At 70.4% G+C, this 13,579-nt stretch carries 11 protein-coding genes; 4 read left to right on the top strand and 7 right to left on the bottom strand.

Annotation, left to right across the window (positions count from 1 at the left end; all coding sequences use genetic code 11):
* Nucleotides 1–29 precede the first annotated feature (29 nt).
* Complete coding sequence (locus tag ACFJGU_RS02640) at nt 30–1,025, bottom strand: stage II sporulation protein M (RefSeq protein ID WP_382307400.1); 996 nt, start codon at nt 1,023–1,025, stop codon at nt 30–32.
* Nucleotides 1,026–1,042: 17 nt separating this feature from the next.
* Here ACFJGU_RS02640 and ACFJGU_RS02645 point away from each other — a divergent pair, with 17 nt between their 5' ends.
* Nucleotides 1,043–1,918, top strand: a complete 876-nt coding sequence (locus tag ACFJGU_RS02645; RefSeq protein ID WP_382307402.1) for an RDD family protein — start codon at nt 1,043–1,045, stop codon at nt 1,916–1,918.
* A gap of 42 nt (nt 1,919–1,960) precedes the next feature.
* Here ACFJGU_RS02645 and ahcY read toward each other — a convergent pair whose 3' ends face one another.
* Both ahcY and ACFJGU_RS02655 read right to left on the bottom strand, forming a co-directional pair.
* On the bottom strand, nt 1,961–3,445 hold the full coding sequence (gene ahcY / locus ACFJGU_RS02650) for an adenosylhomocysteinase (protein WP_382307404.1): 1,485 nt from the start codon (nt 3,443–3,445) through the stop codon (nt 1,961–1,963).
* Nucleotides 3,446–3,507: 62 nt separating this feature from the next.
* Nucleotides 3,508–3,711 carry a DUF3499 family protein gene (locus tag ACFJGU_RS02655; protein ID WP_382307406.1) on the bottom strand — a complete coding sequence of 68 codons (204 nt, stop codon included), beginning with the start codon at nt 3,709–3,711 and terminating at the stop codon, nt 3,508–3,510.
* A gap of 79 nt (nt 3,712–3,790) precedes the next feature.
* On the opposite strand from ACFJGU_RS02655, the gene ACFJGU_RS02660 reads away from it, so the two are divergent.
* Nucleotides 3,791–4,231 (top strand): metallopeptidase family protein, encoded by a 441-nt coding sequence (locus ACFJGU_RS02660; RefSeq protein ID WP_092556585.1) that lies wholly within the window; start codon nt 3,791–3,793, stop codon nt 4,229–4,231.
* A 48-nt stretch (nt 4,232–4,279) separates the two neighbouring features.
* Here the strand turns inward: ACFJGU_RS02660 and ACFJGU_RS02665 are convergent, their stop codons facing one another.
* The 3 genes from ACFJGU_RS02665 to ACFJGU_RS02675 form a co-directional block, all read right to left on the bottom strand.
* The gene (locus ACFJGU_RS02665) at nt 4,280–5,713 is read right to left on the bottom strand and encodes a DUF5719 family protein (RefSeq protein ID WP_382307408.1); all 1,434 of its coding nucleotides are present in this window, start codon (nt 5,711–5,713) and stop codon (nt 4,280–4,282) included.
* Complete coding sequence (locus ACFJGU_RS02670; RefSeq protein ID WP_382307410.1) at nt 5,703–9,302, bottom strand: glycosyltransferase; 3,600 nt, start codon at nt 9,300–9,302, stop codon at nt 5,703–5,705. The genes ACFJGU_RS02665 and ACFJGU_RS02670 overlap by 11 nt, the downstream gene beginning before the upstream one ends.
* Before the next feature lie 118 nt (nt 9,303–9,420).
* Nucleotides 9,421–9,741, bottom strand: a complete 321-nt coding sequence (locus ACFJGU_RS02675) for a WhiB family transcriptional regulator (protein ID WP_382307412.1) — start codon at nt 9,739–9,741, stop codon at nt 9,421–9,423.
* 187 nt (nt 9,742–9,928) lie between these two features.
* On the opposite strand from ACFJGU_RS02675, the gene ACFJGU_RS02680 reads away from it, so the two are divergent.
* Nucleotides 9,929–10,885: a GlxA family transcriptional regulator gene (locus tag ACFJGU_RS02680; RefSeq protein WP_382307414.1), complete on the top strand. Its 957-nt coding sequence runs from the start codon at nt 9,929–9,931 to the stop codon at nt 10,883–10,885.
* Nucleotides 10,886–10,955: 70 nt separating this feature from the next.
* On the opposite strand, the gene manA is transcribed toward ACFJGU_RS02680, so the two are convergent.
* Nucleotides 10,956–12,209, bottom strand: a complete 1,254-nt coding sequence (gene manA, locus ACFJGU_RS02685) for a mannose-6-phosphate isomerase, class I (protein ID WP_382307415.1) — start codon at nt 12,207–12,209, stop codon at nt 10,956–10,958.
* A 181-nt stretch (nt 12,210–12,390) separates the two neighbouring features.
* Here manA and ACFJGU_RS02690 point away from each other — a divergent pair, with 181 nt between their 5' ends.
* A complete protein-coding gene (locus tag ACFJGU_RS02690; protein ID WP_382307417.1) occupies nt 12,391–13,569 on the top strand; it encodes an acyl-CoA dehydrogenase family protein in 1,179 nt (392 codons plus the stop codon).
* The last annotated feature ends 10 nt before the right edge of the window (nt 13,570–13,579 follow it).

The raw sequence follows: 13,579 nt of genomic DNA on the forward strand, positions 1-13,579 counted from the left end.
CAGCCCGGCGCCCGAGGCAACCAGCACAGCTAGCCGGCGACGAGTTGGGTGGCGCCGGCCTCGAACTCCTGGAGGTCGCCGGTGTGGCCGGCCTGTGCGGCGCGGCGGCCCAGGTAGAGCATGTAGAAGAGGAAGGCGGCGAGGGCGAGGGCGCCGATGCCGATCTTCACGGGCCAGGGCCAGGGGGCCGGCGTCACGAATCCCTCGATGACGCCGGAGACGAGAAGCACGAACACGAGGCCGATCGCCACCGTGAACAGGGAGCGGCCGTTCTCAGCGAGCGACTGGCCGCGGGTCTTCGCCCCGGGCGCCACCCAGGCCCAGAAGATGCGGAGGCCGGCGGCGGCGGCCACGAAGATCGCGGTGAGCTCGAGCAGGCCGTGCGGGAGGATGTAGAGGAAGAAGATGTCGCCGTGCCCGAACTCGAACATCACGGCGGCGTTGATGCCGAGGTTCTGCGCGTTCTGGAAGATCACCGACGGCACGAAGACGCCGAGGATGCCGAAGGCGATGCACTGCGCCGCGATCCACGCGTTGTTGGTCCAGACCTGCCCCGTGAACGAGGCCGCCGGATTCTCGGAGTAGTAGTCGACGAAATCCTCTTCGGCCAGCTTCTTCAGGTCGTCGTTGGAGCCGAGCGCGGCGAGCACAGCCGGATTCTGCGAGATCCAGATCGCATAGAGGCCGGCGATGACGAACGTGGCCACCGCCACGGCCAGCGTGAGCCAGCGGATGCGGTACAGCGCCGCCGGGAGATCGATCGCGAAGAACACCGGCAGCTGGCGCAGGATGTTCGTGCCCGCCCCCGTGAACCGCAGCCGTGCCCGCGACAACGAGACCGAGAGCCGGTCGCCCTGCGCCGTGGAACCGGCGACCGTCTTGATGGCGGAGAGCTGGGTCGATCCCGACTGGTAGCGCTCGATCAGTTCGTCGGCCTCGCGACCGGTGTAGTCGCGCCGTCGACCGAGTTCATCGAGGCGATCCCATTCGTCTCGATGGGCGGCGGAGTAGGCGTCGAGATCCATCTGATTAGATGATATTCATGACGCAGCCGTTCGGGGTGGAATCCGGCGCTCGAACGAGCGCCGCGGTGTCCGTCCCCTCCGCCGACGAGCTCCTGACGGGCGAGGCCGTCGCCCTCGACGTGCGGCCCGCCGGCTTCCTGCTGCGCAGCGCCAGCGGAGCCATCGACTTCGTGATCCACGTCGGATTGCTGCTCGTCGCGCTGTATCTCTTCGTGAGCGTGCTCCTCTCCGATTCCGGCATCGATCCCGCCCTCGGTCAGGCGCTCTCGCTCGCCCTCGTCGTCACCTTCCTGGTGGTGGCGCCGATCGTGGTGGAGGTCGCGACGCGCGGTCGCTCGGTCGGCAAGCTCGCCATCGGGGCCCGGATCGTGCGCGACGACGGCGGCGCGATCTCGCTCCGGCACTCCGTCATCCGGGGCCTGCTCGGTTTCGTCGAGATCTACATGACCCTCGGCATCCTCGCCTTCGTGGTCTCGATGCTGAACGCACGGTCGAAGCGTCTCGGCGACCTGCTCGCCGGCACCTACAGCCAGCACGAGCGCGTGCCCCAGCCGATCCCGTTCGTCGTGGGGGTGCCGCCGGAGCTCGCCGGCTGGGCGCGCACCGCCGACGTGGCGAAGCTGCCCGACCGGCTCTCGCGCCGCATCGTGCAGTTCCTCACCCAGGCCGATCGGATGACGCCGCAGACCCGTGAGCGCCTGGCTCAGGAATTGGCGCGCGAGGCCGCGCCCTTCGTCTCACCCCTCCCGAACGTGCATCCGCACGCGTTCCTGCTGGGCGTGTCGGCCATCCGTCGCGACCGTGAGTACACCGCGCTCATGCTCGAGCGCGAGCGCCTCTCCCGCGTCGACCCCATTCTCAAGGGGTTGCCGAACGGGTTCCCCGACCGCTAGCGCCACCGATCGCCGCGGCGCCGACCGTCCGGCGGCACCCGATCAGTAGCGGTAGTGGTCGACCTTGTACGGGCCATCGACGCTCACGCCGATGTAGGCGGCCTGCTCCGGCCGGAGGGTGGTGAGCTCGACGCCCAGAGCGTCGAGGTGGAGGCGCGCGACCTTCTCGTCGAGGTGCTTGGGCAGCACGTAGACGCCGATCGGGTACTTCTCGGGCGTGACGAAGAGCTCGATCTGCGCGAGCACCTGGTTGGTGAAGGAGTTGCTCATCACGAAGCTCGGGTGCCCGGTGGCGTTCCCGAGGTTCATCAGTCGCCCCTCGGAGAGCACGAGCACGCTGCGACCGTTCGGCAGGCGCCACTCGTGCACCTGCGGCTTGATCTCGACCTTGACGGCGCCGTCGAGCTTCGCGAGGCCTGCCATGTCGATCTCGTTGTCGAAGTGGCCCACGTTCGCGATGATCGCGAGGTGCTTCATCTTCAGGATGTCGTCGACGCCGATCACGTTCACGTTGCCCGTGCCGGTGACCCAGATGTCGACCTCGTCGACCACGGAGTCGATGCGAGCCACCTGGAAGCCGTCCATCGCCGCCTGCAGCGCGCAGATCGGGTCGACCTCGGACACGATCACCCGTGCGCCCTGACCGCGCAGCGCCTCGGCCGCGCCCTTGCCGACGTCGCCGTAGCCGACCACGAAGGCGACCTTGCCGCCCATCAGCACATCGGTGGCGCGGTTCAGGCCGTCGGGCAGCGAGTGCCGGATGCCGTACTTGTTGTCGAACTTCGACTTGGTGACCGAGTCGTTCACGTTGATGGCCGGGAAGAGCAGTTCGCCGGCCGCCGCCAGCTCGTAGAGACGGTGCACACCCGTGGTCGTCTCCTCGGAGACGCCCTTGATCTCGGCCGCGATGCGCGTCCACCGCGTGGGGTCGTTCACCAGCGAGTCGCGGAGCACGCCGAGCACGATCGTGAACTCCTCGCTGTCGTCGGCCGTGGCATCCGGAACCCGCCCGGCCGCCTCGAACTCGACGCCCTTGTGCACGAGCAGGGTGGCGTCGCCGCCGTCGTCGAGGATCATGTTCGGCCCGCTGAACGGCTCCGCGGATGCCGCCGACTCGGTCGACCAGTCGAACGCACGCTCCGTGCACCACCAGTACTCCTCGAGCGTCTCGCCCTTCCAGGCGAACACAGGCACCCCGGCCGGGGCGTCGACCGTGCCGAAGGGGCCGACCACCACGGCGGCGGCCGCTTCGTCCTGCGTGGAGAAGATGTTGCAGCTCACCCAGCGCACCTGCGCGCCGAGGGCCACCAGCGTCTCGATCAGCACCGCGGTCTGCACCGTCATGTGCAGCGAACCCATGATGCGGGCACCGGCGAGCGGCTTCGACTCCCCGAACTCCTCGCGCAGGGCCATCAGCCCCGGCATCTCGTTCTCGGCGAGGCGGATCTGGTGCCGGCCGGCCTCGGCGAGTCGCAGGTTCGCGACTCGGTAGGGCAGGGACACGGCGGTGGGGGAAGCGATGCTCATCGCACCATTCTCGCAGACCCCGCCCGCTCCGTTACGAGCGCACGCTCAGCTGCGGGAGAACCTCAGTCGACGTAGGCGTGACGCATGACCTGCCAGCCCTGCGGAGCCGAGAGCCGATCGGTGTGCCGGCCACAGAGGTCGTAGCTGTGCGGCTCGGGCAACGGGCTCAGCGGACCGACGACGATCAGTGAATCGGCGTAGTCGTAGGTGAGGGTCGTGGTGGCCTCACCGCGGCACGAGGGCCGCGAGCATTCCCTGTTCGTCATCCCTTTCACCCTAGCCGCGCACGCGGTCGGCACCCGCTCACGCTCACCCCGTGTCGCGCCGCGGCCGTAGACTTGGAGCATGGCTCGTTCACGCAGGACTCCGCGTTCGGCGACGATCCGGGCCCGCACCCGCAACCGGCACGGGCGCGATCTGCGCTCCTCCGTCGCGGGGCCGCACCTGCCGTTCCTCCGCTCGCGCATCGACCTCTTCGACCAGACCGTGGCCTCCACCGCCGAGTACCTGCGGAGTGTCTGGCCGAACGAGCTGGCCAACGTGAGCTTCGAGGTGGCGACGATGCCGTTCGGCAGCTTCGGGTCTCCCGATCACGTCGACCGCTGGTCGGTGACGAAGAACCGCGTCATCATGTTCCGTCTTCCGATCGAGCGGATGTCGCGCCTGCACCGTGACGACGAGGTGCACCGCCGGCTCGCGATCGAGTCGTGCGTGTTCCGGGCGGTCGCCGAGCTGCTCGGCAAGGATCCGTGGGATCTGGCGCCCGACCGGTTCCGGCACTTCTGAGCCCGGCACAGTCGCCCGCGGTGACGCGGCCGTGCTGAGCCTGCCGGCTCAGGGGTAGACGACGATCGGAGCGGCAGCCGGGCTGGGCGGCACGATCGCGAACGACGACGAGAACCCGACGCCGAAGTAGCTGACGGCGGCCGCCACGGGAGCGGTGCTGGTGACGGTGTAGGACTCGCCCGGCGTGAGCGGCACGATGCGCGTTCCGGCGGGGATCGTCACATCCGTCTGCACGCCCGCCGGGGTGGTGAGCGTCACGTCGACGTCGCTGCCGCTCGTGTTCACGAGGTGCAGGCGCGGGTTCGGCCCGTCGGCGGCCGCCACGAAGAAGGTCGGGTCGAGCGGCTCGACGGCCTGGTACCAGGCGAAGTCGAGGGCGCCGTTCGCGATGGTGGAGGTGCGGGCGCCCGCCACCAGGGGCTGGTCGCTCTCGATCTGCACGGTGTACACGCCGTCGGGGATGTCCTGGAGCGGGAAATCGGTGACCACCTGCGGGGTGAGCCCCACCTGGTACTCGGTCTGCGCGCCGCCGTCCTTCTCCTCGGAGATGCGCACGGTGACGGAAGCGGGGGTGTCGCCGGGCACGAACATCCGCAGCACGCTCTGAAGATCGGAGGCGTCGGGGTCACCCAGTCGCTCGGCGATCGTCGAGGTTCCCGCGACGTAGATGCCGGTCACGGTCTGGGTGGTCGCGGGCGCGGCGGTCGGACCGGCCATCTCGACCCCGCCGGGCTCGAGACCACGCACGACGCTCTGCTGCACGGCGGCGTAGACCGCGCCGACGCTCGCCTGCACGTGGATCACCGGATCGGTCAGGTCGGGCGCGAGGCCGGCGAGCGAGAGGATGCGCGTCGAGCGCGCGGGCACGTCGAGGTTCTTGGCGCCCGGCGACTCGAGCAGGCCCGCGCCGCCGTAGATCGTGAGGTCGACCACGGCCGCGACGTCGCCCGGGTTCGAGAGCATCACGAAGCTGGTGCGCCCGACGGTCGTGGCGCCGGCCACGAGCCAGCTGTCGGCATCGGCCTCTCCACAGGCGGTGCTGGCGAAGCCGACCAGATCGCCGGTGGCGGCGGTCTGCGACTGCACGGCCGCGAACAGCGCGTCCGGTCCGGCGTCGGCGGGCAGAGCGATGCGGGCGGGAGCGGTGCCCTCGGCCGAGACGATGTCGTCGGGCGAGGCGAGCGCGCTACGGTCGAGCACCTCGGCGCCCTGCGTCGACGAGGCGATGACGGTCGCCGAGCCGACGCTCGAGATCGCGGTGGCGTCCTGTCCGGTGTCGTCGGAGAGCCGCACCAGAGGTCCGGTGCAGGCGCGCACCGACTCGGCAGGTGCCGGGTCGACGGTGAAGGAGGCGGGCGTCGCCGTGACGGAGGGAAGCGGCACGGCCAGAGCTGTTCCGGCCACGACGACTGCCACGGCGGCCACCACGACGCCGGTGACGACGCGGGCGCCGGTGGCGAGGATTCTGCGCTTAGCGGCCATCGGTGCGGCCCTTCTCGTCGCGGTCGATGGCGTCGCGGACGCTGATCACCGTCTCGTCGTTGGGGTCGTAGTCGTCGATCTCGGGGCTGATGCCGGCGGGTGCCGTGTGGGCCGCTGTCGCTTCGGGCGCCGCGGATTCGAGCTGCTCGTCGGCGTCGACGGCCGGCATGGGCGGGAAGGCCGTCGGAGTGGCGACCGGGTCTCCGGGAACAGCGGTCTCGATCAGCGGATCGACTCCGGGCGGTTCGAGCTCGTCGCCGACGGCGTCCGAGTCGGCGTCACCGGACGCGACCGCGGGTGCTGCGGTGGCGCCGGCCGGCTCCACGATGATGTCGCCGGTGTCGGCAACGATCTCGGACACGACCGGAGGCTGCGGCTCGACGTCGATGGCCTCCTCCGCCACGTCGGTTTCCACGGTCGGGGTCGCGGCATCCCGGATCGCGATGGTCTCCGAGGCCGACGCATCAGCGGGCGCCTCGTGCTCCGCGATTCGATCGCCGGCCACATCGTCACCGGACGCCTGCTCCTCGGCCCCGGCCGCCACGGCGTGCCCGTCGTCAGCCGTGAACGTCGCGTCATCCTCGCCGTCCCGCGTCGCAGCAGCGGCGGCGGCGGCAGCGGCGGCGGCCTCCGCGGCCAGCACGTCCTGCTCCTCGACGACCTCGAGCGCTTCGGGCTCCTCGCCCACGGCCTCGTCGTCGTCGAACTCGTCGACCTTCTCCTCGGCCAGCTCCTCCTCGACGGAGTCGGCCGCAGCGACGTGCGCCGTGGTGCTGACGGCCCGGTTGCCCTGCACCTGGAGTCGCCCGGCGGGCAGGGCGAGCAGCAAGGCCACACCGAACACGAATCCCTGGATGACGAGCACCAGCACCCCCAGCGGCGTGCCGTTGTTGGTCGGGACCGGTGCCGGAAGGCTCGCCGGCGTCTCCTGCCCGGCCACCTGCCAGAGTTCGCCCACCGAGGTCTTGCCGATGAAGGTCAGTTGCGCGTTGCTGTTGAGCGACTTCGACGTGCGGGCAGCGATCGCGTCCGCCTCCGGTCCGGCCTGGGCAGGGCTGGCGGGTTCGAGCAGCACGAAGGCCACGCCGAGGTTGGTGAGCGTCCCGGCGATGTCGGCCGTGCCGACGGATGCCGCGTTCCCCGTGAGCGTGGCGAGAGCGGTGCGATCCTCATCCGTCACCCCGGCGAACGCGGAGGTCGACGCCAGCGTCGACTGCTGCTCGAGCGTGGCACCGGCGCCGTGCACGACACCCGCTCCGAGCCCGCCGTCGGATTGCGGCTGCAGAAGCAGGGTCCCGACCCGCGGCGTGCTCGACGCCTCCGCGGTGACGTAGGCGGGGAGCGAACGCCCGCTCCCCGGGGTGACCTCGGCCGTCCCGAGCAGCACACCGAGTGCCAGGGGCAGGGCGAGAACGCCGATGGCCACGGTGGCGACGACCGCAGGCAACCCGGCGAAGCGCGGCAGAGCCGCGAGCCCGAGCACGGCCGCGCCCACCAGACCCATCCAATAGAGGCTGAGGCCGGACCCGGGCCAGATGGTGATCGCCTGCGATCCGCTCGTCGCGAGGGCGAGTTGGCCGGCCGCGACCGCGGTGATGAACCCCAGGATCCCGGTCGCCACGGCGAAGACCGCGCGGTAGGAGCCGGGGAGGAAGAGCGACGCGAGGGCGAGCAGTCCGAGCGGCACGGCGAGCAGGCCCACCACGAGCAGCACCACGCCGGCGTCGATGCCGACGGTGCCGGCCACCGACTCCCACCCGGCGAGACCGGTCTGCGGCAGCCCGATGAGCAGGTCGAGCACCGGGACCGGCGGGCGCCAGTTCGGCAGCCCGGGGTCGGCCAGGATGGCGAGCGGAGTGCCGCGCTGGAACTGGTTCCACATCAGCGGCCCGAACAGCACCAGGGCCGGGATCGGGATGCCGATCAGGCGCGCCACGTTGCGACGGCTGGCGATGGTGCCCACGAGCCACAGGACGAGCAGAGCCGGCCAGAGCGACGGCGCCACGGCCAGCACGGCGGCGAACAGGATCGACGCCATCGCCGACGCTGACCACGACTTCGGCGCCGCGAGCCCGGCGAGCACGAGCCACGGCAGCAGCAGGTGCGCGAGCACCGGCCCGATCATGCCGGAGTCGAGTGCGCCGAGGAACGGCGGCGCGAGCACCCAGAGCACCGCGGCCACGGCGCGCAGCAACGGACGCTCCGTGAGATGGGCCGCGCAGAACCAGGCCGCGAGAGCAGCGAGCGGCAGAGCGACCAGGTAGAGGCACACGATGGCGAAGCTCGGCGACCAGAAGGTGATCGAGCCGAGAACGGCCAGCACCGCGGCGAAGGGATCGGCGGCCCCGACGAAACCGAGGCCGATGTCGCGGAACCCGGTGCCGATCTGAGCCCACAGTCCCCCGACCGTGGTGCCGAGCGGCAGCGCTCCCCCGCCCGTCATCGCGGCGGCGCCGAACACGGGGAGGAACAGCACGAAGCCGATGAGGGCGACCACGGCGACGACCGCCACACCGCCGCTGGAGATGAACTGGATGCGGTCGCGCGAGCCCCGCAGGTAGGTGAGGGCGATTTCGCGCTGCAGCGAGCGGCGGCGGCGGATCTCGTCTCCCGGCATCCGGAGCGGAGCGATCGCCTTCCAGCCCACCCGCTTCGACGCTTTGAGCCGGCGCCGGGATTCACCGATCTTCGAGCCGAAGGCGGTCTTGAACGCGGCGGCGAACTCTCCGCCGATGGCGCCCGGCTGCTTGCGCACGAGCTGGAACACCGAGCGCACGACGGCGAGTGGCACCAGAGAGAGCCAGTGGAACACCACCGCGAACGGGGGCGCGTAGACCAGGCGGCGGTGCAGCTGGGCGGCTCGACGGGCCGTCTGCCGTTTGCGGCGCGCGCTGCCCCGGATCGAGCGGCCCGGACCGGAGAACCCGTCGCCGTCGGTGGCGAGCCGCGCTGCGGGGACCGCGAGCACCCGGTGGCCGGCGAGACGCACCCGGATCGAGAAGTCGAGCGCGTTGTCGGCGGTCGGGAGGGCTGGATCGAAACCGCCCACCTCGTTCCACACGGTGTGGCGCACCAGCAGGCCGGCAGCGCCCATGGCGAGCACGTCGCTCATCCTGTCGTGCTGGGCCTGGTCGAGTTCGGTCTCCACCAGCGGCACGCTCGCGCCGAACTGGGTGATCGTCTCGCCGAACTCGGCGATGTAATCGGTGTCGTCCCACTCCGTCTGCTTGGGGCCCGCGGCGGCGACCGAGGGGTTGACCTCGACCGCGGCGAGCAGGGCGGCGAGCGCGTCCGGGTCGGGAGCGGAGTCGTGGGCGAGCAGCCAGAGCCACTCGTTCTCGGAGTTCGGCGGCGGTGCCACCCCGAGGGCGTGCGCGACGGCGGTGCCGAAGCTCAGACGGGTGGAGGCGGAGATGAAGCGGGTGGGCAGCGCGGCGGCGAGCAGAGCGGCGGTGTTGTCGCTCGACGCGCAGTCGACGACGACGAGGGCATCCGGGGCTCTGGTCTGTGCCGCGATCGCCTCGAGGGTGCGCGGAAGGTGGTCGGCTCCGTTCGAGGCGACGAGGACGGCAGTGACTCGGGCGTGCATCGCAACGACTCTAAAGGTCACGCCGCCCATTCACGGGCGACCGCCCCGGCGTGCCGAGGTTCCTATGAATCCCGTTTGAACGCCGGACGCGCCACGGAAGCGGCGGCGTGCAAAGGGCTCAGACGGCTTTCTTGCGGAGCTTGCGACGCTCGCGTTCGGACAAGCCGCCCCAGATGCCGAAACGCTCGTCGTTGGCCAGTGCGTATTCGAGGCACTGGGCCTTCACCTCGCACGTGGTGCAGATGCGCTTGGCGTCGCGAGTCGATCCGCCCTTTTCGGGGAAGAAGGCCTCCGGATCGGTCTGCGCACAGAGCGAATCGGCCTGCCAGGCGAGGGGGTTCTCCTCCGCATCGGGCTGCCGCACTCCCGGAACGCCCAGGTTGACCGGATCGACGAACCAGTCATCCGGAACGCCCGAGCGATAGTCTGACATTGCCATATCACGCTCCACCCTCTGAACCAGTCTGCGACCTGCCGAAATCCCCGTTCCCTAATTACACCGTTGTAGTTCGCTCACGTCAAGTCGCAGATCGTAAACCCTCAACCGCGCCTAGAGGGTTACGACACGGCGAGGGAGCCACCCGTTCATCTGGACTTTTCTGCGCGATCGTCGATATCCTGCCACCATGCTCAAAAAGGTCGTCCTCCTCGCCATCCCCGGTGTCGCCCCGTTCGAGTTCGGAGTGGTCTGCGAGGCGTTCGGCATCGACCGCCGCGACCACGGAGGGCCGGTCTTCGACTTCACCATCGCGGCCGTCGAACCCGGCGCCGTGCCCACGAGCATGGGCTACGACATGATCATCCCGAACGGCCTCGAGGCCGCGGCCGACGCGGATCTCATCTGTGTGCCCGCGCACGACATCGAGAGCGACGTCCATCCGGCGATCGCCGCCGTCATCCAGGATGCGGCGGCACGGGGCGCCTGGATCCTGAGCGTCTGCAGCGGCGCCTTCACCCTCGCGAAGGCCGGCGTGCTCTCGGGCCGCTCCGCCACGACGCACTGGATGCACGCCGAGCGGCTGGCCCGCGACTTCCCCGACATCGACGTCGACGCCGACGTGCTCTTCGTCGAAGACGGCCGCATCATCACGAGCGCCGGCACGGCCGCCGGGATCGACGCGTGCCTGCATCTCATCCGCTCGGAGCTCGGCGCCTCGGCCGCGAACGTGGTGGCGCGCCGCATGGTGGTGCCGCCGCAGCGCGCGGGCGGGCAGTCCCAGTACATCGCCACGCCCATCCCGGCCAGCCAGAGCGACTCCTTCGCCGAGGTGACCGACTGGATGCTCGAGAACCTCGACCAGGAACTCACCATCGACGAGCTGGCGCACCGCGCCCTGATGTCGCCGCGCACCTTCGCGCGCCGCTTCAAGGCCGACCTCGGCGCCACGCCGGGGGCATGGCTCAACCGTCAGCGGCTGCTGCGCGCACAGATGCTGCTCGAGGAGAGCGGCCTGAGCCTCGACGGCGTGGCCGCCGAGAGCGGCTTCGGAACCGCGGCGGTGATGCGCCACCACTTCGCCAAGACCCTCAACACCACCCCCGCGGCCTACCGTCGCGCCTTCTCGGTGCGCGAGCTCGCCTGACGGGGCGCCAGGTAGCCCGAAGTGCCGCCTGAGCAGTCCGCGACCCGCACTTCGCGCTACCCCGCGGCGGTCACTCGCCGGGCGCCGCGAGGAAGACGACGCCCGTGCCGGTGGCGGTGAGCTCACCCTCCTGGGGGGTGATGAAGACGGAGTCGCCGCGCTCCAGGGTGATCGAGCCGGTGGAGCCGGAGAGGGTCACCGAGCCCTCGATGCAGATCGCGATGGCGGCTCCCCGCGGCGGGTAGGCCACGGAGGCGACATCCTCCCCCACCTCGATGCGCGCGAGCACGAAGTCGTCGATGGCGGGCTGGAAGAGCTGCAGGCCGGGCACGGGCGACGTCGGCTCGAGGTACGGCACGGCGATCGAGTCGAAGTCGAGCACCCGGAGCAGCTCCGGCACGTCGATGTGCTTGGGCGTCAGCCCACCCCGCAGCACGTTGTCGGATGCCGCCATCAGCTCCACACCGAGCCCCCGCAGGTAGGCGTGGATGTTGCCCGCCGGCAGGTAGAGCGCCTGCCCGGCCGTGAGCGTGACGCGGTTGAGCAGGATCGAGATGATGATGCCGGGATCGCCCGGGTACTCCTCGTGCAGCCGCACCACGGTCTCGAGCGACGGCGTGTACGGATCGGTGAGGTGGGCGTGCGCCGGGTGCAGCGCCTTCTCGGTCGTGCGCACCAGGTGCCCGACCAGCGCCTCGACCTCGGGACCTCCTCCGAGCACCCACGCCACCACCGACTCGAGCACCTCGGCGTCGGTCTCGTGCTCGGTCACGGAGTCTTCGAGCAGGTGCACCATCGGGCCGTAGAGCTCCCAGCGCGGCGCCACCTGCGATCCGTCGATCATCACCAGCAGGTCGACGATCTCGCGCACCTCGACGAGCGGACGGAAGCCGCAGAGCGCCTCGAAGGTGGGGCTCAACGCCACGATGATCTCGGGCTTGTGGTGCGCGTCCTTGTAGTTGCGGTGCGGCGCGTCGAGCGGCACCCCTGCCGCGTTCTCACGGTCGAAGCCCTCCTGCGCGATCTCCCGTGAGGGGTGGGCCTGCAGGGAGAGCGGATGCGCCGCCGCCAGGATCTTCAGCAGGTAGGGCAGCGAGGTGCCCTTGCCGAGCGCCCGCGCCGGGTCGGCCGCGATCCAGGCGGCCAGGTCGGGGGCGCCCCCGGTGAGCGCGGTGTCGACCACGCGACTCGGGCTCCCCGGGTGCGCACCCAGCCAGAGCTCGGCCTGCGGCTCGTCGGTCTCGGGCGTTCCGAGCAGCTCGGGGATGGCGGTGGTGGAACCCCAGGCGTAGTCGCGGGGGGTGTTGACGATCGAAACGAACATTGACCTGTCTCATTCTCGCGGCCGGGCAGCCGGGGGCTCCGGCGCCGATTATCACCGACCTACAAGCGTCGACTCCCGCCGCTTCCGGTCGATTAGACAAAACTACCAACCGGCGGCGCCCCTCCCGAGCCGCCCGGCTAGGCTCTGCTCGCCGAATCCGTCTACCCGCACTGGAGCATCCATGACCTTCGAGCCCCTCGCCAGCGACTTCTACGGCTACGAGAACCTCCTCACCGATCAGGAGCGTGAGGCGCTGGCGCGCCTGCGCGACTACCTGGCCGCCGAGGTGAAGCCGATCGTCAACGAGCACTGGGAGAAGGCGACCTTCCCGCACCAGATCGTGAAGGGCCTGGCCGACCAGGGCGTCTACAGCTTCGCCTGGGAGGAGACCAAGCCGTTCGAGAACTCGGCCGTGTTCCGCGGCTTCGTGGCGCTCGAGCTGGCCCGGGTCGACGCATCCGTCGCCACCCTCGTCGGCGTGCAGAACGGACTCGCGATGGGCGCGATCAGCGTCACCGGGTCTCCCGAGCAGCGCGCCGAATGGCTGCCCCGGATGGCGCGCGGCGAGGTGGTGGGTGCCTTCGGGCTCACCGAGCCGCAGTCGGGCTCCGACTCCGCACAGGGCCTCCGCACGATCGCCACGCGCGACGGCGACGAGTGGGTGCTCAACGGCTCCAAGCGCTGGATCGGCAACGCCACCTTCGGAGACATCACGGTGATCTGGGCGAAGGATGCCGCCGACGGCCAGGTCAAGGGGTTCATCGTGCCCACCGACACCCCCGGCTACACCGCGACGAAGATCGAGGGCAAGCAGAGCCTGCGCATCGTGCAGAACGCCGACATCACGCTCGAAGACGTTCGCGTTCCGGAGAGTCTGCGGCTGCAGAACGCGAACTCGTTCCGCGACACCGCGAAGGTGCTGCGGCTCACCCGCGCCGAGGTGGCCTGGGCCTCCGTCGGCAACTCGGTGGGCGCCTACGAGGCGGCACTGCACTACACGAAGGAGCGCGTGCAGTTCGGCAAGCCGATCGCGAGCCACCAGCTCATCCAGGACCTCCTCGTGAAGTCGATCGGCAACATCACCGCGAGCCTCGGCATGGTGGTGCGGGTCTCGCAGATGCTCGACGAAGGCACGCAGCGCGACGAGCACTCGGCCCTGGCCAAGGCCTACACGACGGCCCGGATGCGCGAGACGGTCGCCTGGTGCCGTGAAGCCCTCGGTGGCAACGGCATCGTGCTGGAGTACGACGTGGCGCGGCACTTCGCCGACGCCGAGGCGCTCTACTCCTACGAGGGCACCCGCGAGATGAACACGCTGATCGTCGGGCGGAGCATCACGGGGCTGGCGGCGTTCGTGTGATCGAGGCGGG

Origin of the sequence: Herbiconiux sp. UC225_62 (genome assembly GCF_042694625.1) — a bacterium.
GTDB lineage: Bacteria > Actinomycetota > Actinomycetes > Actinomycetales > Microbacteriaceae > Herbiconiux.

Bases quoted from the DNA above. Each gene is read 5' to 3' on its own strand.
- ACFJGU_RS02640 (WP_382307400.1), bottom strand. From the start codon at position 1,025: ATGGATCTCGACGCCTACTCCGCCGCCCATCGAGACGAATGGGATCGC.
- ACFJGU_RS02645 (WP_382307402.1), top strand. From the start codon at position 1,043: ATGACGCAGCCGTTCGGGGTGGAATCCGGCGCTCGAACGAGCGCCGCG.
- ahcY (WP_382307404.1), bottom strand. From the start codon at position 3,445: ATGAGCATCGCTTCCCCCACCGCCGTGTCCCTGCCCTACCGAGTCGCG.
- ACFJGU_RS02655 (WP_382307406.1), bottom strand. From the start codon at position 3,711: ATGACGAACAGGGAATGCTCGCGGCCCTCGTGCCGCGGTGAGGCCACC.
- ACFJGU_RS02660 (WP_092556585.1), top strand. From the start codon at position 3,791: ATGGCTCGTTCACGCAGGACTCCGCGTTCGGCGACGATCCGGGCCCGC.
- ACFJGU_RS02665 (WP_382307408.1), bottom strand. From the start codon at position 5,713: ATGGCCGCTAAGCGCAGAATCCTCGCCACCGGCGCCCGCGTCGTCACC.
- ACFJGU_RS02670 (WP_382307410.1), bottom strand. From the start codon at position 9,302: ATGCACGCCCGAGTCACTGCCGTCCTCGTCGCCTCGAACGGAGCCGAC.
- ACFJGU_RS02675 (WP_382307412.1), bottom strand. From the start codon at position 9,741: ATGGCAATGTCAGACTATCGCTCGGGCGTTCCGGATGACTGGTTCGTC.
- ACFJGU_RS02680 (WP_382307414.1), top strand. From the start codon at position 9,929: ATGCTCAAAAAGGTCGTCCTCCTCGCCATCCCCGGTGTCGCCCCGTTC.
- manA (WP_382307415.1), bottom strand. From the start codon at position 12,209: ATGTTCGTTTCGATCGTCAACACCCCCCGCGACTACGCCTGGGGTTCC.
- ACFJGU_RS02690 (WP_382307417.1), top strand. From the start codon at position 12,391: ATGACCTTCGAGCCCCTCGCCAGCGACTTCTACGGCTACGAGAACCTC.